Below are 26,161 nucleotides of genomic sequence, written 5' to 3'. Positions count from 1 at the left end.
GATCTGCTTTGCCGCAGATGCTAGGCCCTACCCCTTGAAATCGAAGGGCTCAGACGCCCAGCGATTTCAACTTGCGGTGCAGAGCCGAACGTTCCATGCCGACGAACTCGGCCGTGCGGGAAATATTACCGCCGAAACGATTGATCTGGGCGATCAGATAATCGCGCTCGAACATTTCGCGTGCTTCGCGCAGCGGCAAGGTCATGATGTGGTGATCGCCGCTGCCTGCCACCTTGGGCAACATGTCCCCGAGATCCTGCGGCAACATATCGGCGGTGATCGGCGCATCCGGCCCATCGCCTCGGGCAAGGATCATAAGGCGTTCGATATTGTTGCGAAGCTGGCGATTATTGCCCGGCCAGTCGTTGGCCTGCAGTACGGCCATCGCATCATCGCCGATACGACGGTTGCGGATACCCGCCTGCTCGGAGACTTGGCGCATGAAATTGTCGACGAGGAAAGGGATGTCCTCACGACGTTCGGCCAGTGCGGGCACCTTCACCGGCACGACGGCGAGACGATGATAGAGGTCTTCGCGAAAAATGCCTTCGGCAATCAGGCTTTCGAGATTGTAGGCGGTCGAGGAAATGATGCGGACATCGACTTTCACGCGCTTGGAACCGCCGACACGCTCAAACTGCTGATCAACAAGCACGCGGAGAATTTTGTTCTGCGTCTCACGCGGCATTTCACCGACTTCGTCGAGATAGAGAATACCGCGATGCGCCTCTTCAAGCGCACCGATCTTGCGCGGCTGCCCCGGCGTGCCTTCCGTGCCGAACAGAGCGATTTCCATCCGATCCGGCGTGATCGTCGCGGCGTTGAGAGCCACGAAGGGACCAGCTGAACGGGTCGACTTCTTGTGGATCATGCGGGCAACCAGTTCCTTGCCGGAACCGGAAGGGCCGAGGATCATGATTCGGCTGTTGGTGGGGGCAACCTTGTCGATCGTCTGGCGCAATTGCGAGACAGCCACAGACGTACCGACCAGTTCGAGCGCGTCACCCGTGCGCTTCTTGAGTTCCGTCACCTCGCGTTTCAGCTTGGAGTTTTCCAGCGCGCGCTCGGCAATCAGGATCAGACGATCGGCCTTGAACGGTTTCTCGATAAAATCAAAAGCGCCACGCTTGATGGCGGACACGGCCGTCTCGACATTGCCGTGGCCGGAAATCATCACCACCGGCAGATCCGGGTGGCGGGTCTTGATCTCGTCCAGCAGGGCCAGACCATCGAGACGCGATCCCTGCATCCAGATATCGAGGAAGACCAGGCGCGGCACGCGATCGGAGATCGCGGCAAGCGCGCTGTCCGCATCGTGCGCCGTGCGGGTTTCATGCCCTTCATCGGACAGGATGCCGGATACGATATCGCGGATATCCGCCTCATCATCCACAACCAGAATATCAGACGCCATAAGCTGCTTCCTTGTCCTTACCTTCACCGGCATCAGCATTCTGCAAAGCCGCCGCTTCCATGCGCGGCAGGAGCACCCTGATCATGGCGCCTCGGCCATGATCAAATTCGACGGGCGCGTCATGCAGTTCAAGCTGACCACCATGTTCCTCAATGATCTTCTTGACGATCGCGAGCCCAAGGCCTGTGCCCTTCTCCCGCATCGTCATATATGGTTCCAATATTCTGTGGCGGTTCTCCGCCGGCAGGCCGTTACCGTTATCGATGACGTCGGCGCAAAAGACGTCACGCACGTCGTCGTAACCTGCACGTACCCACACCTTGCGGCCATCACGCTCCTGATCGCCGGGCACCGCCTCAATCGCTTCAACAGCATTTTTGACGAGATTGCCGAAGGCCTGGCCCAGCATGCGGGCATCAAACATGCCGACAAGTGGCTGATCGCCAAGTTCACGCCCGAACTCCACGTGGCTCGCGCCCATCTCACGAAGGAACACGGCATCGCGCAGGATATCGCGCAGGTCCGCCGATTCCTTGGCTGGTTTCGGCATACGTGCAAAGGATGAAAACTCGTCGACCATACGACCGATATCGCCGACCTGCCGGACGATCGTATCGGTGCACTGGTCGAAAACCGCGCGGTCATCCTCGTTGATCTGCTTTCCATAGCGACGTTTCAGTCGCTCGGCGGAAAGCTGGATAGGCGTCAGCGGGTTCTTGATCTCATGGGCAATACGGCGTGCCACATCAGCCCAGGCCGTCGAGCGCTGTGCGATGACGAGATCGGTAATATCATCAAGCGTAATGACGTAGGATTCGCGACTTGAGCGCTGTTCCTCGCGCGTCACCTGTACCGAAAGCGTTCTCTCCTTGCCGCCACGCATCAGATTGATCTGCTTGCGAAAATCGTTGCGAGCGCGGAAGGTTGCCTCTTTCAGAACCTGATCGATTTCGGGCGCCACATCCTCCAACCGCTGACCGATCAGTTGTTCGGCTTCGATGCCCAGAAAATGTTCGGCCGTCGGATTGACGATCGTGACCTGATGATCATCCTCAACGCCGATAACGGCCGCGGACACACCGGACAGAACGGCCTCTATGAAGCGGCGGCGGTCATCGACCTCATCCTTCGCCTCGAGAATTTCGTCGCGCTGGCTGCGAATCTCGGAAATCATCTTGTTGAAGGTGCGCGACAGACTGCCGACATCGCCATCAGCAGCACGCACCGGCACAACCACATTGAGGTTACCGGCACCGACGCTGTCGGCCGCACTGATAAGCAGCCGGATCGGGCGAACGATACGGTCTGCGACAGCGATAGCCGTCCAGATGGCTGCCAGAAGAACGATCAGTGCAAAGCCGATGTAAAGAACGGCGAATGCGACCTGCAGCGATGTGCGCCCGGCCTCCATCGACTGATATTCATCACGGTTTTCTTCCATCAACCTCATCGCCGACATCACTTTCGGATCGACGGCGCGAACGGTGTAAAGGAAGGAGCCCTGAATGGCGTCGAACTTGATGACTGCGCCAACGAGGTTGGTGACACCCGGCGGGATCAATGTCGGCTGGCCGGCGGCGGCTGTCGCGAGGGCGTCCGAGGGTATCGCGGGCAGTGGTCGCTCTGTCTTGATATCGGCCTGCGCAATGGCGTCACCGTCATCGCGAACAAGGAAGGCGCCCAGCAGACCACGTCCCCTCGCCTGCCGGGTCATCAGATCCACGAAGCCGGTTCGATCGAGGTAAAACATCGCACGGTTGCGCTCGAGATCGTTCGCCATCGAAACTGTCTGACCTTGCAGATAGCTGGCATTCTCCAGCATGTATGCCTTGGCTACATCCAGAGACGACTGCACGATCGACTGCGTGCGCAACGAGAACCAGCGATCAAGACCGACATTGAGCGTAAGGCTGGCAAATATCGCGACCAGAATGGCCGGCGTGATGGCCACGATGGAAAACAGGGCAACGATACGCACATGCAGTCGGGCAGCGGCACGCCCGCGGTTTCGCGCCTTCAGCAGCCGAAATACTTCACGGACGATGAGCGAGATCAGGCCGAGCACAAAAACCGAGTTGATCACAGCCGAGGCGATGACGACATTTGTCGTCGGCGCGATCGGCGTGGCCCCCAGCAACACGAGAAGGCTGACCATGGCGCAAACCAGCGCGCCGCCCGCCAGCAAAAGGCCGGGCAGTGCAAACGAGGCGCGCCGATCCTGAACCAGAGCAGGCGAATCCTCGTTGGTCGAAGGCGTGATAACGCCATCTGTCATAAGCCACTCCCGATCCCGACATCACGGGATCACTGAGACAATGGGAACTGCCCGCATCTGATGAGGACATGGCCATGACCCTGTTGCAAGAATCGCCCGCCCTCAGAAAACCTGAGCATGCGTGACCTTTAAGCAACGCATTGTGGCGAAAATGCAACGAATACCACACAGGTGTCAACCCGTGTGCCTTCAGCTGGTACGGGAACTCCGATAGACGGAAACGCCCAGTTCACGAATTTTCTTGCGCAGAGTATTACGGTTCAAACCCAACAGATCGGCCGCCTTGATCTGGTTTCCGCGTGTCGCCGTCAGTGCGGCGAGGATCAGGGGATATTCCATCTCGGTCAACACACGGTCGTAAAGGCCGGGTGGCGGCAGGTTGTCGCCGAAGCCGGCAAAGTAGCTGCGCATGTTTTCCTCGACCGCCTGCGAGATCGTCAGGGAGCCAGAGCGCGCGCCCATCTTGTCGATCGGGCTGTCCGGCACGTCTGAACGCAATTCGGCGTCGACGATTTCACGCGTGATAACATCCTGTGGATAAAGTGCCATCAGGCGGCGGATGAGGTTCTCCAACTCACGAACATTGCCCGGCCAGGCATATGCCTTCATCACGTCCAGCGCTTCGTTGTCGAAACGCTTGGTGTCGAGGCCCTCCTTTTCGCCCATCTGCATGAAATGGCGAACGAGATCCGGGATATCCTCGGCGCGGTCACGCAACGGCGGCAGGCGCAGCGGCACGACGTTCAGGCGGTAATAGAGATCCTCGCGGAACAGGCCCTGATTGATGAGCTGCTTCAAATCCTTGTTGGTGGCGGCAACGATGCGCACATCGGTGCGAATGGGCGTGCGGCCGCCAACGGTCGTATATTCGCCCTGCTGCAGAACGCGCAGAAGACGTGTCTGCGCATCCATCGGCATATCGCCGATTTCGTCCAGGAAAAGTGTGCCGCCCTCGGCCTGCTCGAAGCGACCGGTGGAACGGTTCTGCGCGCCGGTAAAGGCGCCCTTCTCGTGGCCGAACAGTTCGGATTCGATCAGATCGCGCGGAATGGCAGCCATGTTGATCGCGACAAACGGCCCGTTGCGACGTTTGCCGTAATCATGCAGGGCGCGCGCCACCAGTTCCTTGCCTGTACCGGATTCACCGGTAATCATCAGCGTCAGGTCCGTCTGCATCAGACGGGCGAGAACGCGGTAGATCTCCTGCATGGCGGCAGAGCGGCCAACCAGCGGCATACCGTCCTGCGCATCGTCGTCCAGCTTTGCCGGCTTCTTTTTCGGCTCGGCAAGCGCGCGACCGATGATGGCAATCAGCTCGGTCAGATCGAACGGTTTTGGCAGATAATCGTAGGCGCCCTTTTCGGAGGCCTTGATGGCTGTCATGAAGGTGTTCTGGGCGCTCATGACGAGAACCGGAAGATCAGGGCGTGCCTTCTTGATCCTTGGCAGGAGATCGAAGGCGTTTTCGTCCGGCATGACCACGTCAGTCACCACCAGATCGCCGTCACCGGCGGAAATCCAGCGCCACAGCGTGGCGGCATTCGAGGTAATGCGCACGTCGTAACCGGCGCGCGTGAGCGCCTGGTTCAAGACTGTACGGATGGCCGCATCATCGTCGGCGACAAGGATCGTGGCGGTCATTTTACGCTTCCTGTGGAGTTCAAGGTGACGGCATCATCAAATGCGCTGTCTTCCTTGTGCATGGGCATCAGAACACGGAATACGGTGCGGCGCGGCTGGCTGTCGCATTCGATAATGCCGCCATGGGCGCCGATGATTTTTGCGACCAGCGCAAGGCCGAGGCCGGAGCCATTGGTCTTGGTGGTGATGAACGGATCGAAGAGATGCGGCAGGATATCAGCCGGCACGCCAGGGCCGTTGTCGATGACGCAGAATTCCAGCGGCAGCGAGATCTTTTCGCGGGTACCGGCGACGGAAAGCCGGATACCGGGACGATAGGCCGTCGTCAGCGTGATCTCGCCATCCGACTGGCCTCCGATTGCCTCGGCCGCGTTCTTGATCAGGTTGAGAAAGACCTGAATCAGTTGATCGCGGTTGGCATAGACCGATGGCAGTGATGGGTCATACATTTCAAGGAACTTGATATTCCTTGCAAAGCCGGCCTTGGCCACCGCCTTCACATGATCGAGCACCGAGTGAATGTTGAGCGCGGTGCGATCGACCGGGCGCTCGTCGGAAAACACTTCCATGCGATCGACCAGCGACACGATGCGATCGGTCTCGTCGCAGATCAGCCGCGTCAGCGCACGGTCTTCGTCCGGAACCGAGGTCTCCAGCAGCTGAGCCGCCCCGCGGATACCCGAAAGCGGGTTCTTGATCTCGTGCGCCAGCATCGAGGCCAGACCCGTCACCGAGCGGGCAGCGGCACGATGCGTCAGCTGGCGGTCGATTTTGTCCGCCATCGAGCGCTCCTGAAACACGATCACCACCGAGCCGGGCTCGCTGACGACGGGCGCAACATAAAGATCGACCAGCTTTTCCTGACCGAGACGTGGCGACGAGAGGTCGACACGGTATTCGTTCACCGGCGCCTTGCGCTCGCGCACCTGATCGATCAGGGCCAGAAGCGGACTGCCGAAAGGAATGAAGGTGGAAATCTTGTTCTTGGCGAGATAGGCGGCGCTGGAACCGAAGAAGGATTCGGCCTCCCAGTTGGCAAAAGCCACCTTTCCTTCCGCATCCACAAGGATGACCGGGTTCTGAACCGAGTTCAGCACGGCCATGGCCAATGCATTGCCGGTCGTATTGTCCTGCGGCGTCGGGTTCGACGTCATGCGGCAGCCTTCCGTTCTTCAAGCGGCGGCGCAGACAGCAATTCGCGCAGACGCGACACCACCACGGCAGGGTCGCGCTCAACCATCAGCGCCGCCTTGTCGGCGGCATCCGTGTGCGGCGCATTGCAATCGAGATACCAGCCAAGATGTTTTCGCGCATGGCGGAGCCCCGCTTCGCGGCCATAAAATTCAAGCATCATTTCGTAGTGATGACAGGCGATATCGGCGATGACATTGACCTCCGGCACATTGGCACCGCCGAGCGCACCGACATGCCATGGACGCCCCTGCGCGCCGCGACCAACCATGACGGCATCGGCACCGGATCGCTGCAGAATGTCCTGGGCGTCCTCGGCCGTCTGAACATCACCATTGGCGATCAGCGGAATGGAAATCGCGTCACGCACGGCGCGGATTGCATCCCAATCGGCCTTGCCTTCATAAAACTGCATACGGGTGCGGCCGTGGATCGTGATCAACTGAACACCGGCATCCTGCGCACGGCGGGCAATCTCCGGAGCATTGATGGAATTCTCATCCCATCCCAGACGCATCTTCAGTGTCACCGGCACCTTGACGGCATTCACCGTCGCCTCGATCAAGGACAGGGCATGATCGGGATCGCGCATCAGCGCCGAGCCGGAATAACCGCCCGTCACCTTCTTGGCGGGACAGCCCATATTGATATCAACGATGTCGGCGCCCTCGCCTTCGACGATTTTGGCAGCCTCCGCCATGAACTGTGCTTCGCGGCCGGCCAGTTGCACCATGTGCGGCGCGATACCGGTACTTTTCAGACGCTCCCACGATTCACCGCGGTTACGGACAAGCTCGCCGCTTGCGATCATCTCGGTTACGACAAGGCCAGCACCATGCTGCCATGCCAGTTGCCGGAACGGCAGATCGGTGACACCTGACATCGGCGCCAGCACGACACGATTGCGGATGGCGACAGGCCCGACATGGAAGGGATCTGCAAGATCGCGGAGACTCAATTGATGATCTTTCGGGCACATTAGTGGACTGCACTATTTTTATTCAGGCTTTGCGCGTTTGCCAAGAGCAATTCCAAGATTGCGTTATTTTTGGGCGCCGTGCTGGAAATGGGTCTTTTGAGTCTATAGTGCTGCCCTGTCAATTATAATTCGAGCTAGCGTGCGGGAACGACAAATCCATGACAATCGGAATCGTCATCGTGGCCGCGGGACGCGGCGAACGGGCCGGATCCCCGCAGGAAGGCCCAAAACAATATCGTTCAATCGGCGGACGCCCTGTCATTGCGCATACGCTGGAGACCTTTCTCAACTGGCATAGAAGCGGCCCGATCGTCACGGTCATACACCCTGACGATGAAGGACTTTATGCCGCATCGGTCTCCACCCTTCCTCGAGCGAAGGATGCGCGAACCACATTCGGCGGCGACACGCGTCAGCGTTCCGTTTTCGAGGGCCTGCGCGCCCTTGCCGGCACCGGCGCGACACATGTGATGATCCATGATGCCGCACGCCCGTTCATCGACCTCGCGTTGCTGGATCGAATCGCCGCGATGCTGGATGCCGGTCATGACGGGGTATTGCCGGCCATGCCGGTGGCGGATACGCTGAAACGCGGCGGCGCCGACGGCCTCGTGCATGAAACGGTGTCGCGCGCTGGCCTCTATGCCGCACAGACCCCACAGAGCTTTGCCCTGAGCGAAATTCGTTCCGCCCATGAAAAGGCAGCCGCGCTTCGCCGCGACGACTTTACAGACGATGCATCGATTGCCGAATGGGCAGGCCTGCCGGTGGCACTGATCGAAGGCTCGGCGGACAATATCAAACTGACAGTAAAACGGGATATAGAGATGGCAGACGAGCGGCTTTCCAGACAAGAGCAGCGGAGCCCCCTGCCCGACGTGCGCACCGGCAATGGTTACGACGTGCACCAGCTTGTTCCGGGTGACGGCGTGACGCTGTGCGGCGTGTTCATCCCACACGACCAGAAACTCAGCGGTCATTCCGACGCCGACGTTGCCTTGCATGCGCTGACCGACGCGCTGCTTGCCACCTGCGGTGCCGGCGATATCGGCGATCATTTTCCGCCATCCGACATGCAGTGGAAAGGCGCGCCTTCTCGCATCTTTCTGGAGCATGCGGCCAGAATCGTCCGTGAACACGGCGGCACGATCATGAATGCAGATGTTTCCCTGATCGCCGAAGCGCCCAAGGTTGGCCCGCATCGGGAAACGATGCGTCGCAATCTGTCGGAATTCCTCGACATCGATATGGAGCGCTGCTCGGTGAAGGCGACGACCAACGAGACGATCGGCTTTGTCGGACGCCGTGAGGGGATCGCGGCGATCGCAACGGCAACCGTCGTCTATGTGAAAGATTGAAATGAGCCTGTTTCCGCCGGACATCGAAGCGACCGCGACGAGGATCATCGCCGATTTTACGGCTAGGGGTCTGATGGTCGCGACGGCGGAATCCTGCACCGGCGGGCTGATTGCGGGTGCGTTGACGGAAATAGCGGGATCTTCGGCCGTCGTCGATCGCGGACTGGTGACCTATACGAACGTATCAAAGACGGACATTCTTGGTGTCAGCGTCGATACACTCAAGGACTTTGGCGCAGTGTCGCGGGAAACGGCTCTGGAAATGGCGGCCGGCGCATTGAAGGCATCACAGGCTCAGATCTCCGTCGCTGTGACCGGCATTGCCGGCCCGGGCGGCGGATCGGCAAAGAAGCCGGTCGGGCTTGTTCATCTCGCCGCCAGCAATCGCGATGGAAAGATTCTGCATCGGGAAATGCGTTATGGCGATATCGGCCGGAGCGAAGTGCGCCTTGCCACGCTGCGTACCGCATTCGAAATGCTGCAGGACATGGCCGAGGCCTGAGCGTCAGACATAGATCTTGTCGGCGCGTGCCTCGAAGGCTTCTGCAAACATCCGAAAAGCACGATCGAACATCGAGCCCATGACCGCCCCCAGAATCATGCTCTTGAATTCGTAATCGATGAAGAAATGCACCGTGCAGCCACCCTGCCCGTCTGCCTCGAACCGCCAGCGGTTATCGAGATATTTGAACGGCCCTTCGATATATTTCACGTCGATCGCCCGTTCGGCAGCATTGAGGAGAACCTGCGTCGTGAAGGTTTCCTTGATCGCCTTGTAGCCCACCGTCATGTCGGCAACGAGCAGTTCTTTGCCATCCCGTTCCTTGCGAGTGCGGATAGAAAGCGCCTCGCAGAGCGGCAAAAACTCAGGATATTTCTCGATGTCCGCCACGAGCGCATACATCTGTTCTGGCGAGTGACGAACCGGGCGGTGATTTTCGAACTTAGGCATGATCAGCAGTTAAGCGCGCCATCGGCGAAGATCAAGCTCGACGACACATAAACGCCAGCGTTTTCAACGCAGCACATATGCCGCTCAGTTCGGAGACAGCCAAAGTTACGGACGCCTATTTTAACACATGCTCACATATTAACCATTGCATCCCAAAAATGTGGTTTTGGGTGCTCTCAGCCCTGATCCAAACACAAAATCTCGCGTAAAAAGCGCAATAGAAACCCAAACACCGGAATGACTCCGGAAGAAGAAGACCATGGACGACTTTACGCAGATCATGAGAATGCTGGAATCAGCCCGCCAACTGGCTGACATGAACCAACTCCCCCTCCTCGTCTATCTGATCGAGGTGGCGAAGGCGGAAGGACGCGCAAACCGCTTCGAACTGCGCGAAAAGAAGCGCGGCGAGAGAATTGCCGGCAAGGGTGTTGCCGGCTAAGAGGCCTTACTCGGCGGCCACGAGAAGCTTCTTTTCACGAGCCGTTCTCAAACGCGCGAAATCGTCACCAGCATGGTGCGAGGAGCGCGTCAGCGGGCTTGAGGCGACCATCAGGAAGCCTTTGGTGTAGGCAACCGTCTCGTAGGACTTGAACTCTTCCGGCGTGACGTACGCTTCCACCTTGTGATGCTTGCGGGTCGGCTGCAGATACTGGCCGATGGTGAGGAAATCGACGTCAGCGGTTCTGAGGTCGTCCATCAGTTGCAGCACTTCATTGCGCTCCTCGCCGAGGCCGACCATGATGCCGGACTTGGTGAACATGGTCGGGTCCAGTTCCTTGACCCGCTGTAGCAGGCGCACGGAGTGGAAATAACGCGCACCGGGGCGAACCGTGAGGTAATTGCCCGGAACCGTTTCCATATTATGGTTGAACACATCCGGCTTGGCGGCGACGACGCGCTCCAGCGCACCCGGCTTTTTCAAAAAGTCCGGCGTCAGGATTTCGATCGTCGTCAGCGGCGAAGCGGCGCGGATCGCCCAGATCACCTTTTCAAAGTGTTCGGCGCCACCATCGGCCAGATCGTCGCGGTCCACCGAGGTGATGACGACGTGGCTCAGGCCCATTTCCTTGACGGCCTTGGCGACGTTTTCCGGCTCGGCCAGATCGAGTGCGTTGGGCTTGCCTGTGGCGACATTGCAGAAGGCACAGGCGCGGGTACAGATTTCACCCATGATCATGAAGGTGGCGTGCTTCTTGTCCCAGCACTCACCGATGTTGGGACAGCCCGCCTCTTCGCAGACCGTGACGAGCTTGTGCTCCTTCACGATCGAACGGGTTTCCTGATAGCCTTTGGAGACCGGCGCCTTGACGCGGATCCACTCGGGCTTGCGCATGACCTCGGTATCGGGACGATGCGCCTTTTCAGGGTGACGGATGCGCTTCTCATCAGAGAGCGACGTCCTGTCGAGAATGGTGACCATGGTAGACTGTTCCTCCGCCGCTTCCGGTGCGGCCTCCCGTCAACGCCTGACGAGTTTGGCGACAAATAGCAAAATGCAGGAACCGACGAAACCCTGCACAAGGTAACCCAGCCATCCGCCGGCGACATGGATATTGGCGCTGTCGAAGATCGCATTGGCGAGTACGGCGCCGACAATGCCGATGATGATGTTCATGAATATGCCGAACCGCATATCCATCAGCTTGCCGGCGAGCCAGCCCGCTAGGCCACCGATGATGATTGCTGCAAACCAGCCGACGCCCATTCCATTCTCCTGATGTTCAAAGCCCAGATATGGTTAGGGCCTCATCCGCACACAATGCCGGATGAGGCCCCGCAATATCAGGCGTTCAGCACGCGACCATAGGCGTCGAGTACGCTTTCCTTCATCGATTCCGAAATGGTCGGATGCGGGAAGATCGTGTGCATCAGGTCTTCTTCAGTCGTTTCCAGGTTCATGGCGACGACAAAACCCTGGATCAGTTCGGTGACTTCAGCGCCGACCATGTGTGCACCCAGCAGTTCGCCGGTCTTCTTGTCGAAGATAGTCTTGACCATGCCCTGATCCTCGCCGAGCGCGACAGCCTTGCCGTTGGCGGCAAAAGAGAAGCGGCCGACGCGGATATCGCGGCCCTGTTCCTTGGCCTTCGCTTCCGTCAGGCCAACCGAGGCGACCTGCGGGTTGCAATAGGTGCAGCCCGGAATCTTGCTCTTGTCCGTCGCATGCACTCCGGCCAAGCCGGCGATCTTTTCGACGCAAACAACGGCTTCATGTTCGGCCTTGTGGGCGAGCAGCGGGCCACCGGCAACGTCGCCGATGGCGTAGATGCCATTGACGTTGGTCTTGCCGTAACCGTCGATGACGATGAAACCACGCTCGGTCTTCACGCCGGCAGCTTCGAGGCCGATGTTTTCGATATTGGCCTGAACGCCGACAGCCGAAATCATCCGGTCAGCCGTAATCTTTTCGGACGAGCCGTCCTTCTTCTCGATCGTGGCGGTGACTGAGTTTGCACCCTTCTCGATCTTGGCGACCTTGGCTTCGAGAAGGATCTTGATGCCCTGCTTTTCGAACTGCTTCTTGGCGAAGGCAGAGATTTCCGCATCTTCGACCGGCATGACCTGGCTCATGATCTCGACGACGGTAACATCGACGCCCATGGTGCGATAGAAGGAAGCAAATTCGATGCCGATGGCGCCCGAGCCCATGACCAGCAGCGACTTCGGCAGTTCTTCCGGCTTCATGGCTTCAAAATAGGTCCAGATCAGCTTGCCATCCGGCTCGATGCCAGGCAGCGCGCGCGGACGCGCACCCGTGGCAACGATGATGTGCTTGGCGGTGTAGGTGCCCTCGCCCAGCGTGTTCTTCGGCACAGGACCCTGCGGCTGGACGATTTCCTTGGAGATCTTGCCGACAACGATTTCGCCCGGCTTGGTGATCTTTGCTTCACCCCAGATGATATCGACCTTGTTCTTCTTGAACAGGAAACCGACGCCGTTGTTCATGCGGGCGGCAATACCACGCGAACGGGCAACGATCGCCTTGACGTCCGGCTTGATCGAGCCTTCCAGCGTCAAACCGTAATCCTTGGCGTGGGTTGCGGTGTGCAGCACGTCGGCGGAACGCAGCAGCGCCTTGGTCGGGATGCAGCCCCAGTTGGAGCAAATGCCGGCAAGATGTTCGCGCTCGACGACGGCAACCTTCATGCCGAGCTGAGCTGCGCGGATCGCCGCGATATAACCGCCGGGGCCGGAGCCGATTACGATAACGTCATAAGCGTTGGACATGAGCGCTTCCAATCCTCTTTTGTCTTAAGCCTCGGGCGGATGCCTGAAGCCTTTGGGGATGAGAAGCGTCTGGCGTCATACCGCCAGCTTGACCGCTTCCGCTTCTGGTTCAGGTTGAACCAGCATCCCGCAGATTTCATCCTTGAGCCGCATCCGCGTCTTGCACATATCCATGAGCAGGTTCGCGTCAGCGGGCTCGTTTCGTGTCTGGGCCTGGAATATTCTCCGGTTCAGGTCTTCATATCGCCGGCAGAGCTGGGCGAAATGCCCGTCGATCTGCTGGAGATGGCGCATCAGCGCCAGAAAATCCGGAAATTCCTCAGCCAGTTCATTCGGCGTCTCAGACATGGTCCCGTTCCCCTATGGTTGGAAAGGGCCAAGCTAGGTCCGCCTCAAATTACCTCCGTTGATCCAGATCAAAGACCGAGCATCATGCGCACGATCGGCTCCAAACCACGGCCGATTGCTCGCGTATTGTCCGCTGTGAGATGCACGCCATCGATCGGGCTGGTTTTGGCGACCGATCCCGCATCGAAAAAACCGCAACCAAGATCATCGGCAAGATCGCGGTAGAGCGAGGCCAGCATGGCCGATTGTTCGATGCCGCCGCGAAAGATGGCCGAAAAGATCGGATCGGCCGTCTCCGCAAGCGGTGGCGGCGAGACGATCAGGATATCGGGCGCATCGTAATCGAACGAATATTCGTGGTGACGGACCAGGCCGACCAGTCGCTGGATGCCTGCCCGTGCTGCATGCGCGGTCCCGGCGATCACCGGCTTCATGTCATTGGTGCCGAGCATGATGACGACGAGATCGAGCGGCTGATGCGTATGCAGCAGCGTCGGCAGGTTTTTCACGCCATTGCGGTCACAATCCGCGAGATGATCGTCGTAACCGGTGGTGCGACCGTTCAGGCCTTCGGCGATGACGGTAACGCCTTCACCGAGCGCCGACGCGAGAACGCTTGGCCAGCGATCTTCAAAAGCGTGCCGACCGCGACCTTCGGGATCGAAACCCCAGGTGATGCTGTCGCCGAAGCAGAGAACGGTTTTCATATCTTCGCGTCCTGTTCCCCTCCCCCTTGCGGGGAGGGGTTAGGGGTGGGGGTGGCTCCAAAACCACCAAGCACCACTCCAATTCGCCTCAATACCAATGGCATGTCCAACATTACGTCCCTGTTCGAGAAGCGTATCACGCGGAAATTCTGTCCTCGAAGACAAGCCTCCCGATCGGCATCTGACGCCGAAAATGCGAGTTATGCACTTTCGGTAGTTCGTTGCGAAGAGCGTTCCAAAGGCGTCGCTCCGCATCTGTCATCGTCTTGCGCAGACGGCCGGCATTGCGACTGGCCGCAGCGCTGGGTGGATTGGGATTTTCTCGATTCCATGCCATCCAGCGCGTCCTCCAGTCGATCCACCCCCACCCGTCCGCTGACGCGGACACCCTCCCCGCAAGGGGGAGGGAAAGGCCAGACTAAACCAGCATCGACATCGGGTTTTCGATGTAGCGCTTGAAGGCGGAAGCGAGTTCCGCGCCGAGCGCGCCATCGATGACGCGGTGGTCGAAGGCAAAGGTTGCCGTCATCACCGTGCCGACCTTGATCTCGCCGTTCTTGACGACCGGCTTCTCCACGCCGGCGCCGATCGAAACGATCGAAGCTTGCGGCAGGTTGACGATCGACGTGAAGTTGGAGACGCCGAACATGCCGAGGTTGGACACGGAGGTCGTGCCGCCCTGGTATTCTTCCGGCTTCAGCTTCTTGTCACGGGCACGCTTGGCCATGTCCTTCACCTCGTTGGAGATGACCGACAGGGATTTCGTTTCCGCCTTGCGAACGATCGGCGTGATCAGGCCATCCGGAATCGACACGGCAACACCGACATCGGCGTGCTTGTGCAGAACGCGGGCCGTCGAGGTCCAGGAGGCGTTCGCCATCGGAACATCGCGCAGTGCCAGTGCCATCGCCTTGATGATGAAGTCGTTGACGGAAAGCTTGAAGGCCGGGACCTCGCCCTTCTCCGTCTTCTTCACCGGTGCAGACTTGTTGATGTCGGCACGCAGCGCCATCAGCGCGTCGAGCAGGCAATCCATCGAGATCGTGTAGGATGGAACGGTCTGCGTCGACTCGGTGAGGCGGGCAGCGATCGTCTTGCGCATGCCGTCATGCGGGAGAAGTTCGTAGGAACCATCCGCAAACAGTTTTAGCACGTTGTCGTCCGAAGGACCCTTGGCGAGAGCCGGAGCCGCGGCAGACTGGCCAGCGGCAGCCGGAGCAGCCTTCGCACCACCGGCAGCAGCCTTCTCGACGTCAGCCTTGACGACACGGCCATGCGGGCCGGTGCCGGTGACGGCAGACAGATCAAGGCCAGCGTCCTTGGCCAGACGGCGAGCAAGCGGCGACGAGAAGACGCGTTTGCCATCGGCGGCCACCGGAGCCGGAGTCGACGGTGCAGGAGCAGCATCGGTAACCGGCTTTTCAGCCTTCGGAGCTTCCGCAACGGTTTCGGCCTTTGCAGCTTCTGCCTTAGGAGCTTCAGCCTTCGGCGCGGAACCCGCACCGGCGGCAGCGGCAGCAACGTCTTCGCCTTCTTCGGCGATGATGGCGATCAGGGCATTGACCTTGACCGCTTCAGTGCCGGCCGGAACGACGAGCTTGGCAATCGTGCCTTCGTCGATGGCTTCGACTTCCATCGTCGCCTTGTCGGTTTCGATCTCGGCGATCACGTCGCCGGACTTGACCTTGTCGCCTTCCTTGACCAGCCACTTGGAGAGGTTGCCCTCCTCCATGGTCGGCGACAGGGCGGGCATGGTGATGTTGATTGGCATATTAATCCTCCGCCCAAACAAGTTCAAACTGGGCAAGTTCTTCCGGGTGTTCCGTCAGCCGTTCGACTTGCTCAGCAGGCACTTCGATATATCCGGCAACATCTTCAAGCCATCCGTCCACAGCGCCAATCACACCAATCTCTTCGCGTGGAACGCCGACGATGACTTCGGTGTCCTCGGTCTTGACCAAGGCCCAGAACACGACTTTTTCCAGAACCGGGCTGTCCTTGGTTCCGATCACTCGGAACCAAGAACCGGAAACCGGCAGGATCTGCTTCACAGACGCTTTAGGCATCAGCCCAGCCCCTACTTGTAGCAGACGGTTTTGACCGCCTGAATGACTTCGTCGACAGTCGGCAGAGCCAGCTTTTCAAGGTTGGCCGCGTAAGGCATCGGAACATCCTTGCCGGCGATCGTCAGGATCGGGGCATCGAGATAATCGAAGGCCTGCTGCATGACGCGGGTGGCGATTTCAGTGCCGACCGAGTTCTGCGGGTAACCTTCCTCGACGGTAACGAGGCGGCCGGTCTTCTTGACGCTTTCGATGACGGTCGGAAGATCCATCGGACGCAGCGTGCGCAGATCGATCAGTTCGACATCGATGCCTTCCTTTTCCAGCTCGGCGACTGCCTTTGTGGCGTAGCTCATGCCGATGCCGAAGGAAACGACGGTCACGTCCTTGCCCTTGCGGTGGATGCGTGCCTTGCCGATCGGCAAAACAAAGTCATCCAGCTTCGGAACTTCGAACGACTGACCGTAAAGGATCTCGTTTTCGAGGAAGACGACCGGGTTCGGATCGCGGATGGCAGCCTTCAACAGGCCCTTGGCGTCGGCTGCCGTATACGGCATGACGACCTTGAGGCCCGGGATCTGGCTGTACCACGATGCGTAGTCCTGGCTGTGCTGGGCGCCAACGCGGGCAGCAGCACCGTTCGGACCACGGAAGACGATCGGAGCACCCATCTGGCCGCCGGACATGTAAAGCGTCTTGGCAGCAGAGTTGATGATCTGGTCGATCGCCTGCATGGCGAAGTTGAAGGTCATGAACTCTACGATCGGCTTCAGGCCCGCCATCGCGGCACCGACGCCGACGCCGGCAAAGCCGTGCTCGGTGATCGGGGTGTCGATGACGCGCTTGTCACCGAATTCCTGCAGCAGCCCTTGAGTGATCTTGTAGGCGCCCTGATATTCGGCGACTTCTTCACCCATCACGAACACGTCGCCATCGCGGCGCATTTCTTCGGCCATGGCGTCACGCAGCGCTTCGCGCACGGTGGTCATGACCATTTCGGTGCCTTCCGGAATATCCGGATCGGCAGCGACTTCGATCTTCGGCTGCGCCGGAACCTTGGCGGAAACCGGCGTCTCCTCCGAGGCTTCGCGGGCCTTGCCACCAGAGGCGTCAGAGGTCGCAGCCGGCGTATCGGCGTCGGCCTTCGGCGCGTCGGCGGAAATCGAGTCGGCGCTTTCGCCCTCTTCGAGCAAGATCGCGATCTTGGTGTTGACCTTGACGTTTTCGGTGCCGGCAGCGATCAGCAGCTTGCCGATCACGCCTTCATCGACGGCTTCCACTTCCATGGTCGCCTTGTCGGTCTCGATTTCTGCGATGACGTCGCCGGACTTGACGGTGTCGCCTTCGTTCTTCAGCCACTTGGACAGCGTGCCTTCTTCCATTGTCGGAGAAAGCGCGGGCATCAGGATATCAATAGGCATGTGTTCTTTCCTCCCCGCGGCTCAGAGCAAGATGTCGGTGTAGAGCTCGGATGCATCCGGCTCGGGGTCGTTCTGTGCAAAATCGGCCGAATCCGAAACGACGTCGCGGATATCCTTGTCGATCGCCTTCAGATCGTCTTCGGTTGCCCAGCCGCCATCGAGAATGCGCTGGCGCACCTGCTCGATCGGATCCTGCTCGGAGCGGATCTTCTGGACTTCTTCCTTGGACCGATACTTGGCCGGGTCGGACATCGAGTGACCACGATAACGGTAGGTCAGCATTTCGAGGATGATCGGGCCCTTGCCGGAACGGCAGTGCTCGAGCGCCTCTTCAGCCGCAGCCCTGACGGCGCGAACATCCATGCCATCCACCTGGACACCGGGAATGCCGAAACCAACACCGCGCATGGAATAGTTCGCCTGCGCCGTCGCACGGGCAGTCGACGTACCCATGGCGTAACGGTTGTTCTCGACGATATAGATGATCGGCAGTTTCCAGAGAGCTGCCATGTTGAAGCTCTCGTAGACCTGGCCCTGGTTGGCAGCGCCATCGCCGAAATAGGCGACCGAAACGCTGTCATTGCCGCGATAGGAATTCGCGAAGGCGAGACCCGTGCCGAGCGAGACCTGCGCACCGACGATGCCGTGACCGCCGTAAAAATGCTTCTCTTTCGAGAACATGTGCATCGAGCCGCCCTTGCCCTTGGACAAGCCGCCCTGACGCCCGGTCAATTCCGCCATAACGCCACGCGGGCTCATGCCTGCCGCGAGCATGTGACCGTGGTCACGATAGGCAGTGATGACCTGATCACCCTCTTTCTGGGCCATCTGCATGCCGACAACGACAGCTTCCTGGCCGATATAGAGGTGGCAGAAGCCGCCGATGAAGCCCATGCCGTAAAGCTGGCCGGCCTTTTCTTCAAAACGGCGGATGAGCAGCATTTCACGATAGGCGTGAAGCTCATCTTCCTTGTCGAAATCCGGCGTGTTCTTGCCGGTGAATTCCTTAGGAGCCGATTTGGAAACGGATTTGTTTGCAGACTTTGCCGCGGATCTGCGGCCGGATGTAGACGCGGTTTTTGCAGGCGCCATCAATCCCTCCCTATGTACTGCGCTTATCGAAGTAGGGCTCGCCATACCATTGTGGCGCGTCCCGGTTTCGAGGCGTAACATAGGGACAAAAGAGCGCCCCAGCAATGCCATATTTGCATGGCTCACATGCTTGATAAACCTATGATTTATCAAGAAAAATACAGATTAACTGAAATTCGGTTAAGTTAGCGATTGCCGTTAAAAATGACAATTTCGTCCGCGCGCGATACGTTGAGCTGGTAACGCGCGGTTTCATCGAGCATGTCGCGCTCCATCGAGCCATCACTCAAAAGAGCCACCTGACGCTCCAGCGCCTGGCGTTTTTCCGTCAGCCTAGCAAGTTCGTCTGCGCGAAGCACACGCTGACGCTCGAATTCCTCCGTTGCAATCAGACCGAGATCACCATGAACCGAATGATAGCCGAAATAGCCAAGAAAAGCGACGGTGATGGCGGGAAGGACAAAACGGCCCAGTTTTCTTTGCTTATGATGCTTGGTCCACATGCTCGTTCAGAATCCCGTCACGCAATAATCTGTCATGACAGTCGCAGAACTTGTTTAAGCAATCGTTGACCATGTTCGCCCGACACGGAGCGGAAACACAAAAGCCCGCGACCTGAGGCGCGGGCTTTCACAATCAGCATTAATGGCCTTACGGCCAACCTTGCTATCAGGCCTTCAGGATCGAACGACCAGCGTAGACAGCCTGCGGGCCCAGCATTTCTTCAATGCGGATCAGCTGGTTGTACTTGGCGAGACGATCCGAACGCGACAGCGAACCGGTCTTGATCTGACCGCAGTTGGTGGCGACCGCGAGATCGGCGATCGTCGAGTCTTCGGTCTCGCCCGAACGGTGCGACATGACAGCTGTGTAGCGTGCCTTGTGGGCGGTCTCTACGGCGTCGAGCGTTTCCGTCAGCGAGCCGATCTGATTGACCTTGACGAGGATCGAGTTGGCGGTGCCCATCTTGATACCGTCGCGCAGGCGGGCCGAGTTGGTGACGAACAAATCGTCGCCGACCAGCTGAACCTTGGAACCGATCTTGTCGGTCAGGTACTTCCAGCCATCCCAGTCGTCTTCGGCCATGCCGTCTTCGATCGAGATGATCGGGTATTTTGCGGCGAGTTCGGCCAGATAATCGGCCATGGCTTCCGGCTCGAGCGTGCGGCCCTCACCTTCCATCTCGTACTTGCCGTTCTTGAAGAATTCGGTCGAAGCGCAATCGAGGCCGAGGAAGACGTCTTCGCCCGGCTTGTAACCGGCCTTTTCGACCGACTTCATGATGAAATCGAGGGCTTCCGGAGCGCTCTTCAGACCCGGTGCAAAACCACCTTCATCACCAACATTGGTGTTGTGGCCCTGTGCGCCCAGTTCCTTCTTGAGAACGTGGAAGATTTCAGAACCGATGCGGACGGCGTCGGACAGCGATTCCGCGCCGACCGGCATGACCATGAATTCCTGGAAGTCGATCGGGTTGTCGGCGTGCGCGCCACCGTTGATGATATTCATCATCGGAACCGGCAGAACGTGGGCGGCTGCGCCACCGATATAACGGTAGAGCGGCAGGCCAGACGATTCGGCAGCAGCCTTGGCAACGGCCAGCGACACGCCGAGGATGGCGTTGGCGCCGAGACGCGATTTGTTCGGCGTGCCGTCGAGCGCGATCATCGTCTTGTCGATGTGGATCTGGCTTTCGGCATCAAAACCGCCGATGGCATCGAAAATCTCGGTATTGACGGCTTCAACAGCCTTCAGCACGCCCTTGCCGCCATAACGCTTGCCGCCATCGCGAAGCTCTACGGCTTCGTGCGCGCCGGTCGAAGCACCCGACGGAACGGCAGCGCGGCCCATCGTGCCGTCTTCGAGATAGACGTCGACTTCAACAGTCGGGTTGCCGCGGCTGTCGAGGATTTCGCGGGCAATGATATCGGTAATGGCAGTCAAGGGTCTCTCCTCAGGTTGACGTCTATGCGGTCACTGAAAATGGCTCACAATCAATGACACGGCAATTACAGTGCAGGCACTTTTGGTTCCTTGACGGCGATCAAAAGTGCAATTTGTCACATGGGCGGCTTCACGCAGCCTTGGCTATGGCGTCGAAGGCCAGCAGTTTTTCCAGCAGTTTCGGCATGTCCTTCAGATGCACCATGTTCGGGCCATCCGACGGAGCATTGTCCGGATCCTCGTGGGTTTCGATGAAAACGCCGGCAACGCCGACAGCCACAGCTGCACGCGCAAGCGTTTCCACAAACTCGCGCTGACCGCCGCTCGAACCGCCCTGACCGCCCGGCTGCTGTACCGAATGTGTGGCATCAAAAACGACCGGAGAGCCGAGGGACGCCATGATCGGCAACGAGCGCATGTCCGATACCAGAGTGTTGTAACCGAAGGAGGCGCCGCGCTCGCACAGAAGCACATTGCCGTTGCCGCTTTCTGTAAATTTTGCCTGGACATTTTTCATGTCCCAAGGGGCGAGAAACTGGCCCTTCTTGACGTTGATGGCACGGCCGGTCTTTGCGGCCGCCACCAGAAGATCGGTCTGGCGTGACAAGAAGGCCGGAATTTGCAGGATATCGACCGTTTCAGCGACGATCGCGCACTGCTCTTCGTTGTGGATGTCGGTCAGGACCGGAAAGCCGAATTCCTTCTTGAGATCGGCAAAGATTTCCATTGCGTTCTCAAGACCGATACCCCGCTTGCCGGCGATAGACGTGCGGTTCGCCTTGTCGAAGGACGACTTGTAGACGAGGCCGATACCCAACTTCTCGCACAGTTCGGCGAGCGTTCCGGCAATCATGAAAGCATGATCGCGGCTTTCCATCTGGCACGGACCGGCAATAAGGGAGAGTTTCTTGCTGTTGGAAAAAAGGACCTGCTTGGCCCCCTCGCCGACGGTTACTTCGGCCTTGGCGCTGACAGCCATGATCACTCCTCGAAAGCAAATACGGCACCTTGTCCCGGCGCCGGGGCGACCATGATGCGGCTGCCCTTTTCCATGAATGCGACGTCATTAGCAGCAAGCACAGCCCGTGTCACGGCAAGATCGGGCACACGGAAGACGATGGCGGCCCCGCTGAGACCACGCGCTGAAGATGCCTCAAATCCGGCATCCGTCGCAAACTCCGCCCCGAAGGCACCGGCAGAAAAAATCTTCACGAGGGCATTGCTCGCTAAAAAGGCGTCATTGTCGCCTGCGGCCTGATCCTGCGAGATATCGAGTCCGATCTGCAGGCGCTTTACGCAGGATGCGAGCGCATTTTCCGCCACCAGCACGATCTCCGCCAGCCCCGACACGCCGTTTTCGTGGCGCTCCAGAGCTGCACGGTCAGCCGGCAGGGGATCAAGCCGCTGGCACGTAAACACACCGAACGAATCGGTGCTGTCTCGTCCGGCAAAAGCAAGGCGGAAACGCGCCCTTTTTTCCGATCCGTCCGGCAATCGCGCCAGCCGCGAAAATTCCAGCATATCACCGCCAGAAAGCCCGGCCCCGGCAAAACGGTCGTGGTCGGCCCGTGCATCATCCGTTGCCAATGCGATGGCAGAAAACCCCTCCTCGCCCATCAGGACACGCGCATCAAGATCCTGAGCGACGAACACGTTGCCGGATGCAATTGCGCTTTCATACTGCCGCTGATCCACAACGGACAATGGCTCAAGATAAGTACCATCCCTCATGAAAACGCAGGCATTTCCCGTGCCGAACGGATGCGCTGCGTCGGCTGCGACGGTGAAGCCAAGTCGGGTCAATCGCAGGCGTGCGACAGCCAGAGACGCGGTAGGCAAAACGAGATGATCGATGGTGAACATGGCCGCCCTGATCAAATACGGGGTTCACCATCAGTTTTCGGCTTTTCCCGATCGTCGATCAAGGCAAACCTGCTCTCGCTTCGTTCCGGGCATTACCAATTTTCGTAGTTGCGGAACACACATGGAACATATAGTGTCCGTTCTGGATTTGTTTCACCTTCAAGGACCCGCCATGCTTACGCGCAAACAACAGGAACTGCTTCTGTTCATTCACGAACGCATGAAGGAATCCGGTGTGCCGCCTTCGTTCGATGAGATGAAGGACGCCTTGGATCTGGCTTCCAAATCGGGCATCCACCGCCTGATCACGGCACTTGAGGAACGCGGCTTTATCCGCCGCCTGCCAAACCGCGCCCGTGCGCTGGAAGTCATTAAGCTGCCGGAGGCCTATAATGCGAGCATGACGCCGCGCAAGCCGTTCTCGCCGAGCGTCATCGAAGGCAGCCTCGGCAAGGCTCAGCCGGTCAAGACCGTCACCCCGCCGCCGGTCGCCAATGACAGCATGGCGGCAACGACTGTACCCGTGATGGGCAGGATTGCCGCCGGTGTGCCGATCTCGGCAATCCAGAACACAACGCATGAAATCGCCGTGCCGCCGGAAATGCTCGGCAGTGGCGAACATTACGCGCTGGAAGTGCGCGGCGATTCGATGATCGAAGCCGGCATTCTCGATGGCGACACCGTCATCATCCGCAACGGCAATACCGCAACGCCGGGTGATATCGTGGTTGCACTGGTGGATGACGAGGAAGCGACGCTGAAACGTTTTCGCCGCAAGGGCGCATCGATTGCGCTGGAAGCTGCCAACCCTGCCTATGAGACCCGCATTTTTCCGCAGGAACGTGTAAAGGTTCAGGGCAAGCTGGTCGGCCTCATTCGCCGATATCACTAGCCTTCGGCCCGCGGCGAAAAAACTGCAGCGGCTCCGGCAATGCCGGATCAAAAACACCCCGCCGCCAATCATATTGGCGGTGGCGCGCCCAGGAACGATCAGCGCCGGCCATCGCAGCGATGACTGACCATTCCTGGGGATTGGCTTTTCCGTTAAAGCGGATTTCCAAAGCCCCCGTGCGGCGCAGGACTTCGCCGTTGATCATCAGAGCGCCGGATCTGCAGCGATCGAAACGAGCGCGCGTGGCAATGACCACTTGAGCCACATCACAGGCCGGACCGGCGTAACGTGCATCTTCCACGACCGCGATCGTGGGGCCGTCGCGTGATCTTGCGACGCACCATGATCGGGCCGCGCAGGCGAATGTTTCCGAAGGGTTTTCATGCAGCGCTTTCTGCATGACCTGCCGGGCCTGAGCGAGCGCTTCGGGTTTGAGCGGTTCTCGGCCTGCCCTTGTCCTTGCAGGAGTTGTTGCATCTGGACTTCCCTCCTTTTTCTGGGCAGTGCCCTTCCCCTCAGACGCTTGAGTTGCAGGGGACATAACGCCTGGGCTCTGCTGCCCTGCACCCGCATTGCCCGGCAACAGGGCACTGATTGAGGACGGTGCGCTCACCTCGTCTTCCGGTGCCTGAATATCCAGCAATGCCGGCCCGATCGGCTGGGGCAATGACAGGGCGTGACGCCACTGCGAATAGATGAACCCGGGCGGGCGATCGCGATTGGTAGCGACCTGCTCCTTCCCCAGAAACGCCGCAAGGCTGCCATCTTCCGAAACCAGGAAATCTGGCATCGGATCGTGCCCTGCCCGCCATGACAGAAAGATGGCCAGCGCCAAAAGCGGCAGCCCCAGCAGATGAAGCCGCGTACGCAGCAAGGTCAGGACGAGGAAACCGGCCGTTGCTACGGGCAGAAACGAAAATGGCTGTCGACCTATACCGACATCACCTCCCCAGCCGGCAACGGTCTTGGCTACGATGATGACGCCCTGCAATCCGATGCCCATCACCTTCAAAAATGGTCCATCCAGCCCAAAAGGCATCAACAGCATACCGATCAGGCCGAACGGCATGACGATGAACGAGACCAACGGCATGGCAGCCAGATTGGCGGCCAGCCCATAGGTGGAAAGCCGGTGAAAATGGTCGATGGAAAAGATCGCCGTCGACAGGCCACCGATCAGCGAGGTGACGAATACGCCACCAACCAGATGCCCCAGAGCAAAAAATGGCTTCAGCATCGGCGGGCGCCATGGCGGATCATCGCTATTCGCCTCCCTTTGCCTGCTCCATGCCGAATAACCCGCCACCAGCGCCACCGTGGCGGCGAATGACATTTGAAAACTCGGCCCCAGAATTTCCGAGGGCGAGAGGACAAGAACCACAAGCGCGGCCAGCGCGACATTGCGCAGACTGATGGATGGGCGATCAAAAAACACTGCCGCCAGCATGATCGCCATCATGATATAGGCACGTTCGGCGGATACACCGAAGCCGGAGATCAGGTAATAACCGGTCGCCATCAGGAGGGCCGCACCCGCCGCCAGCTTCTTGACCGGAAAAACCTGCGCAAAGCCGGGCAGAAGGGCGAAAAGGCTGCGCATGCCGACAAAAAAGATGCCGGCAGCAAGCGCCATGTTCAGCCCCGAAATCGCGACGATATGGGCCAGCCCGGAAACACGCAGCGCCTCGGTGGTTTCCTTGGAAATGGCTCGCCGTTCGTCGGTCACGATGGCGGCTGCGAACGCTCCGGGGTCGCCGGGCACAGTGCCACGGATGCGCGACGCTATTGCGCTGCGCCAGGTGAAGAACATCCGCTCCATGGCTTGCTCCCATCTCACCGTCACGGGACCATCAGCGACCACAGGCGCGCCGTAGAAAAAGCCGATGGCGCCAACGCCGTCAAAATACGAATTGAAGGCAAAATCGACCAGCCCCGGCAGAGCAGGCCCCGAAGGCGGCGATATCCGTGCCCGCCCGCCGATCCGCTCACCGATCTCGAAGACCGTCTTATTGCTGCGCGAAATCACGGTGACGCGTTGCGGCTGCCGCCGCAGCGTCGGCATTTCCGTCTTTTCCAGCGCCAGCACATATCGCCAGCGCCCCTCGCCGCTCGGCTCGCGCATTTCGACAATACCCGTCACCATGGTCGTCACCGGCTGATCGAGCATGACTGTTGCCATGCGCCAGTTTTCGCAGGCCGCAAGCAGCATCCCCGTCAGAAAGAAGAGCACAGCCAGTACCACATGACGTATCCAGCCTTGCTGCCCGCGTAGAAACAAGCTGAGGGTTGCGCAAATCAGAAGCGCCCCAATCAGCAACCATGGCGCGGGCTCTGTCGGGCGTGCGAACCAGATGGCCGCACCGAGGCCGACAATAACAGGAATAGCCAGGAAGACATGCCCATATGCCCGCTCTTCGGCGAGCATTGCGGGCAGCGCCACTTTCACGCGGGTGACAGCCATCCGAGCTTTCGACGCGATCGTGTAAGAATGATGTGGAGCAACGCCGAAAGATCGCGTCCGGCGGAAAAAATGCAGACCAGAGAATGAAGCAAAAGCAGGCCAAAGTCGGGTGCGACCATTCGCGTCATTGTCTTGATGGTGCCGAGGTCCTGCCAGCTCACCCGAAAGTGAGTCCATCCCGGCTCCAAAACGGTCTTTCGGATCGCCATTCCGGGTGCCTTGCGACGGCAAATTCGACCGAAAATCCGGCTGCCGATGAAGCTCCGCCGGCATTCACCCCTCCCAAACGCCGTCGCATCAAACACGACCCATGATTGCATTTCAAGAAA

24 protein-coding genes and 1 pseudogene are annotated in these 26,161 nt (G+C 59.1%); 4 read left to right on the top strand and 21 right to left on the bottom strand.

The annotated features are described in order from the left end of the window. Positions 1-49: 49 nt before the first annotated feature. From ntrX to dusB, 5 genes are all read right to left on the bottom strand, one after another. Positions 50-1,414 carry a nitrogen assimilation response regulator NtrX gene (gene ntrX / locus GAO09_RS06030; protein WP_153353145.1) on the bottom strand — a complete coding sequence of 455 codons (1,365 nt, stop codon included), beginning with the start codon at positions 1,412-1,414 and terminating at the stop codon, positions 50-52. Beyond that, a complete protein-coding gene (locus GAO09_RS06025; RefSeq protein WP_153353144.1) occupies positions 1,404-3,689 on the bottom strand; it encodes a sensor histidine kinase NtrY-like in 2,286 nt (761 codons plus the stop codon). Before GAO09_RS06025 ends, ntrX begins: the two co-directional genes overlap by 11 nt. A gap of 189 nt (positions 3,690-3,878) precedes the next feature. Next, positions 3,879-5,330, bottom strand: a complete 1,452-nt coding sequence (gene ntrC / locus GAO09_RS06020) for a nitrogen regulation protein NR(I) (RefSeq protein ID WP_153353143.1) — start codon at positions 5,328-5,330, stop codon at positions 3,879-3,881. Continuing rightward, complete coding sequence (locus tag GAO09_RS06015; protein WP_153353142.1) at positions 5,327-6,484, bottom strand: two-component system sensor histidine kinase NtrB; 1,158 nt, start codon at positions 6,482-6,484, stop codon at positions 5,327-5,329. Before GAO09_RS06015 ends, ntrC begins: the two co-directional genes overlap by 4 nt. Further along, positions 6,481-7,500, bottom strand: coding sequence for a tRNA dihydrouridine synthase DusB (gene dusB, locus GAO09_RS06010; protein WP_153353141.1), 1,020 nt, complete (start codon positions 7,498-7,500; stop codon positions 6,481-6,483). The genes GAO09_RS06015 and dusB overlap by 4 nt, the downstream gene beginning before the upstream one ends. Positions 7,501-7,658: 158 nt before the next feature. On the opposite strand from dusB, the gene GAO09_RS06005 reads away from it, so the two are divergent. Together GAO09_RS06005 and GAO09_RS06000 are read left to right on the top strand one after the other, a co-directional pair. Next, a complete protein-coding gene (locus GAO09_RS06005; protein WP_153353140.1) occupies positions 7,659-8,858 on the top strand; it encodes a bifunctional 2-C-methyl-D-erythritol 4-phosphate cytidylyltransferase/2-C-methyl-D-erythritol 2,4-cyclodiphosphate synthase in 1,200 nt (399 codons plus the stop codon). A 1-nt stretch (position 8,859) separates the two neighbouring features. Beyond that, complete coding sequence (locus GAO09_RS06000; RefSeq protein WP_153353139.1) at positions 8,860-9,360, top strand: CinA family protein; 501 nt, start codon at positions 8,860-8,862, stop codon at positions 9,358-9,360. A 3-nt stretch (positions 9,361-9,363) separates the two neighbouring features. Here GAO09_RS06000 and GAO09_RS05995 read toward each other — a convergent pair whose 3' ends face one another. Next, positions 9,364-9,810, bottom strand: coding sequence for a type II toxin-antitoxin system RatA family toxin (locus tag GAO09_RS05995; protein ID WP_153353138.1), 447 nt, complete (start codon positions 9,808-9,810; stop codon positions 9,364-9,366). 259 nt (positions 9,811-10,069) lie between these two features. Here GAO09_RS05995 and GAO09_RS05990 point away from each other — a divergent pair, with 259 nt between their 5' ends. Next, positions 10,070-10,252 carry a hypothetical protein gene (locus GAO09_RS05990; protein ID WP_153353137.1) on the top strand — a complete coding sequence of 61 codons (183 nt, stop codon included), beginning with the start codon at positions 10,070-10,072 and terminating at the stop codon, positions 10,250-10,252. A gap of 6 nt (positions 10,253-10,258) precedes the next feature. Here the strand turns inward: GAO09_RS05990 and lipA are convergent, their stop codons facing one another. The 14 genes and pseudogenes from lipA to GAO09_RS05920 form a co-directional block, all read right to left on the bottom strand. After that, entirely contained in the window at positions 10,259-11,233 is a 975-nt protein-coding gene (lipA, locus tag GAO09_RS05985) for a lipoyl synthase (RefSeq protein WP_153353136.1), read from the bottom strand. Positions 11,234-11,272: 39 nt separating this feature from the next. Beyond that, positions 11,273-11,518, bottom strand: coding sequence for a GlsB/YeaQ/YmgE family stress response membrane protein (locus tag GAO09_RS05980; protein WP_112503624.1), 246 nt, complete (start codon positions 11,516-11,518; stop codon positions 11,273-11,275). 77 nt (positions 11,519-11,595) lie between these two features. Beyond that, complete coding sequence (lpdA, locus tag GAO09_RS05975) at positions 11,596-13,041, bottom strand: dihydrolipoyl dehydrogenase (protein WP_153353135.1); 1,446 nt, start codon at positions 13,039-13,041, stop codon at positions 11,596-11,598. Between the two features lie 75 nt (positions 13,042-13,116). After that, a complete protein-coding gene (locus tag GAO09_RS05970) occupies positions 13,117-13,389 on the bottom strand; it encodes an HP1242/YdcH family protein (protein ID WP_153353134.1) in 273 nt (90 codons plus the stop codon). A gap of 68 nt (positions 13,390-13,457) precedes the next feature. Beyond that, complete coding sequence (locus GAO09_RS05965; RefSeq protein WP_153353133.1) at positions 13,458-14,096, bottom strand: SGNH/GDSL hydrolase family protein; 639 nt, start codon at positions 14,094-14,096, stop codon at positions 13,458-13,460. Continuing rightward, positions 14,093-14,433 (bottom strand): annotated as a pseudogene (locus GAO09_RS30445) (endonuclease domain-containing protein). The gene GAO09_RS05965 and the pseudogene GAO09_RS30445 overlap by 4 nt, the downstream one beginning before the upstream one ends. Positions 14,434-14,514: 81 nt before the next feature. After that, on the bottom strand, positions 14,515-15,867 hold the full coding sequence (locus GAO09_RS05955; RefSeq protein WP_153353132.1) for a pyruvate dehydrogenase complex dihydrolipoamide acetyltransferase: 1,353 nt from the start codon (positions 15,865-15,867) through the stop codon (positions 14,515-14,517). Position 15,868: 1 nt separating this feature from the next. Continuing rightward, a complete protein-coding gene (locus GAO09_RS05950) occupies positions 15,869-16,147 on the bottom strand; it encodes a hypothetical protein (protein ID WP_209018620.1) in 279 nt (92 codons plus the stop codon). A gap of 26 nt (positions 16,148-16,173) precedes the next feature. Next, positions 16,174-17,580 (bottom strand): pyruvate dehydrogenase complex E1 component subunit beta, encoded by a 1,407-nt coding sequence (locus GAO09_RS05945; protein ID WP_153353130.1) that lies wholly within the window; start codon positions 17,578-17,580, stop codon positions 16,174-16,176. Between the two features lie 21 nt (positions 17,581-17,601). Continuing rightward, on the bottom strand, positions 17,602-18,672 hold the full coding sequence (gene pdhA / locus GAO09_RS05940; protein ID WP_153353129.1) for a pyruvate dehydrogenase (acetyl-transferring) E1 component subunit alpha: 1,071 nt from the start codon (positions 18,670-18,672) through the stop codon (positions 17,602-17,604). 185 nt (positions 18,673-18,857) lie between these two features. Next, a complete protein-coding gene (locus tag GAO09_RS05935; RefSeq protein WP_153353128.1) occupies positions 18,858-19,175 on the bottom strand; it encodes an FtsB family cell division protein in 318 nt (105 codons plus the stop codon). Between the two features lie 166 nt (positions 19,176-19,341). Further along, entirely contained in the window at positions 19,342-20,616 is a 1,275-nt protein-coding gene (eno, locus tag GAO09_RS05930; RefSeq protein ID WP_153353127.1) for a phosphopyruvate hydratase, read from the bottom strand. 130 nt (positions 20,617-20,746) lie between these two features. Next, positions 20,747-21,595 carry a 3-deoxy-8-phosphooctulonate synthase gene (gene kdsA / locus GAO09_RS05925; protein ID WP_153353126.1) on the bottom strand — a complete coding sequence of 283 codons (849 nt, stop codon included), beginning with the start codon at positions 21,593-21,595 and terminating at the stop codon, positions 20,747-20,749. 2 nt (positions 21,596-21,597) lie between these two features. Further along, positions 21,598-22,479 carry a VOC family protein gene (locus tag GAO09_RS05920; RefSeq protein WP_153353125.1) on the bottom strand — a complete coding sequence of 294 codons (882 nt, stop codon included), beginning with the start codon at positions 22,477-22,479 and terminating at the stop codon, positions 21,598-21,600. A gap of 172 nt (positions 22,480-22,651) precedes the next feature. Between GAO09_RS05920 and lexA the strand changes: the two genes are divergently transcribed. After that, positions 22,652-23,371, top strand: coding sequence for a transcriptional repressor LexA (gene lexA / locus GAO09_RS05915; protein ID WP_153353124.1), 720 nt, complete (start codon positions 22,652-22,654; stop codon positions 23,369-23,371). On the opposite strand, the gene GAO09_RS05910 is transcribed toward lexA, so the two are convergent. Beyond that, a complete protein-coding gene (locus GAO09_RS05910; RefSeq protein WP_235937950.1) occupies positions 23,352-25,832 on the bottom strand; it encodes a ComEC/Rec2 family competence protein in 2,481 nt (826 codons plus the stop codon). The two genes, lexA and GAO09_RS05910, sit on opposite strands and share 20 nt — an antisense overlap. Positions 25,833-26,161: the final 329 nt, after the last annotated feature.

This window comes from Endobacterium cereale, assembly GCF_009617585.1.
GTDB lineage: Bacteria > Pseudomonadota > Alphaproteobacteria > Rhizobiales > Rhizobiaceae > Neorhizobium > Neorhizobium cereale.
Note: the sequence above shows the minus strand (reverse complement) of the source record. Positions and strands in the feature narration are given on the sequence as shown.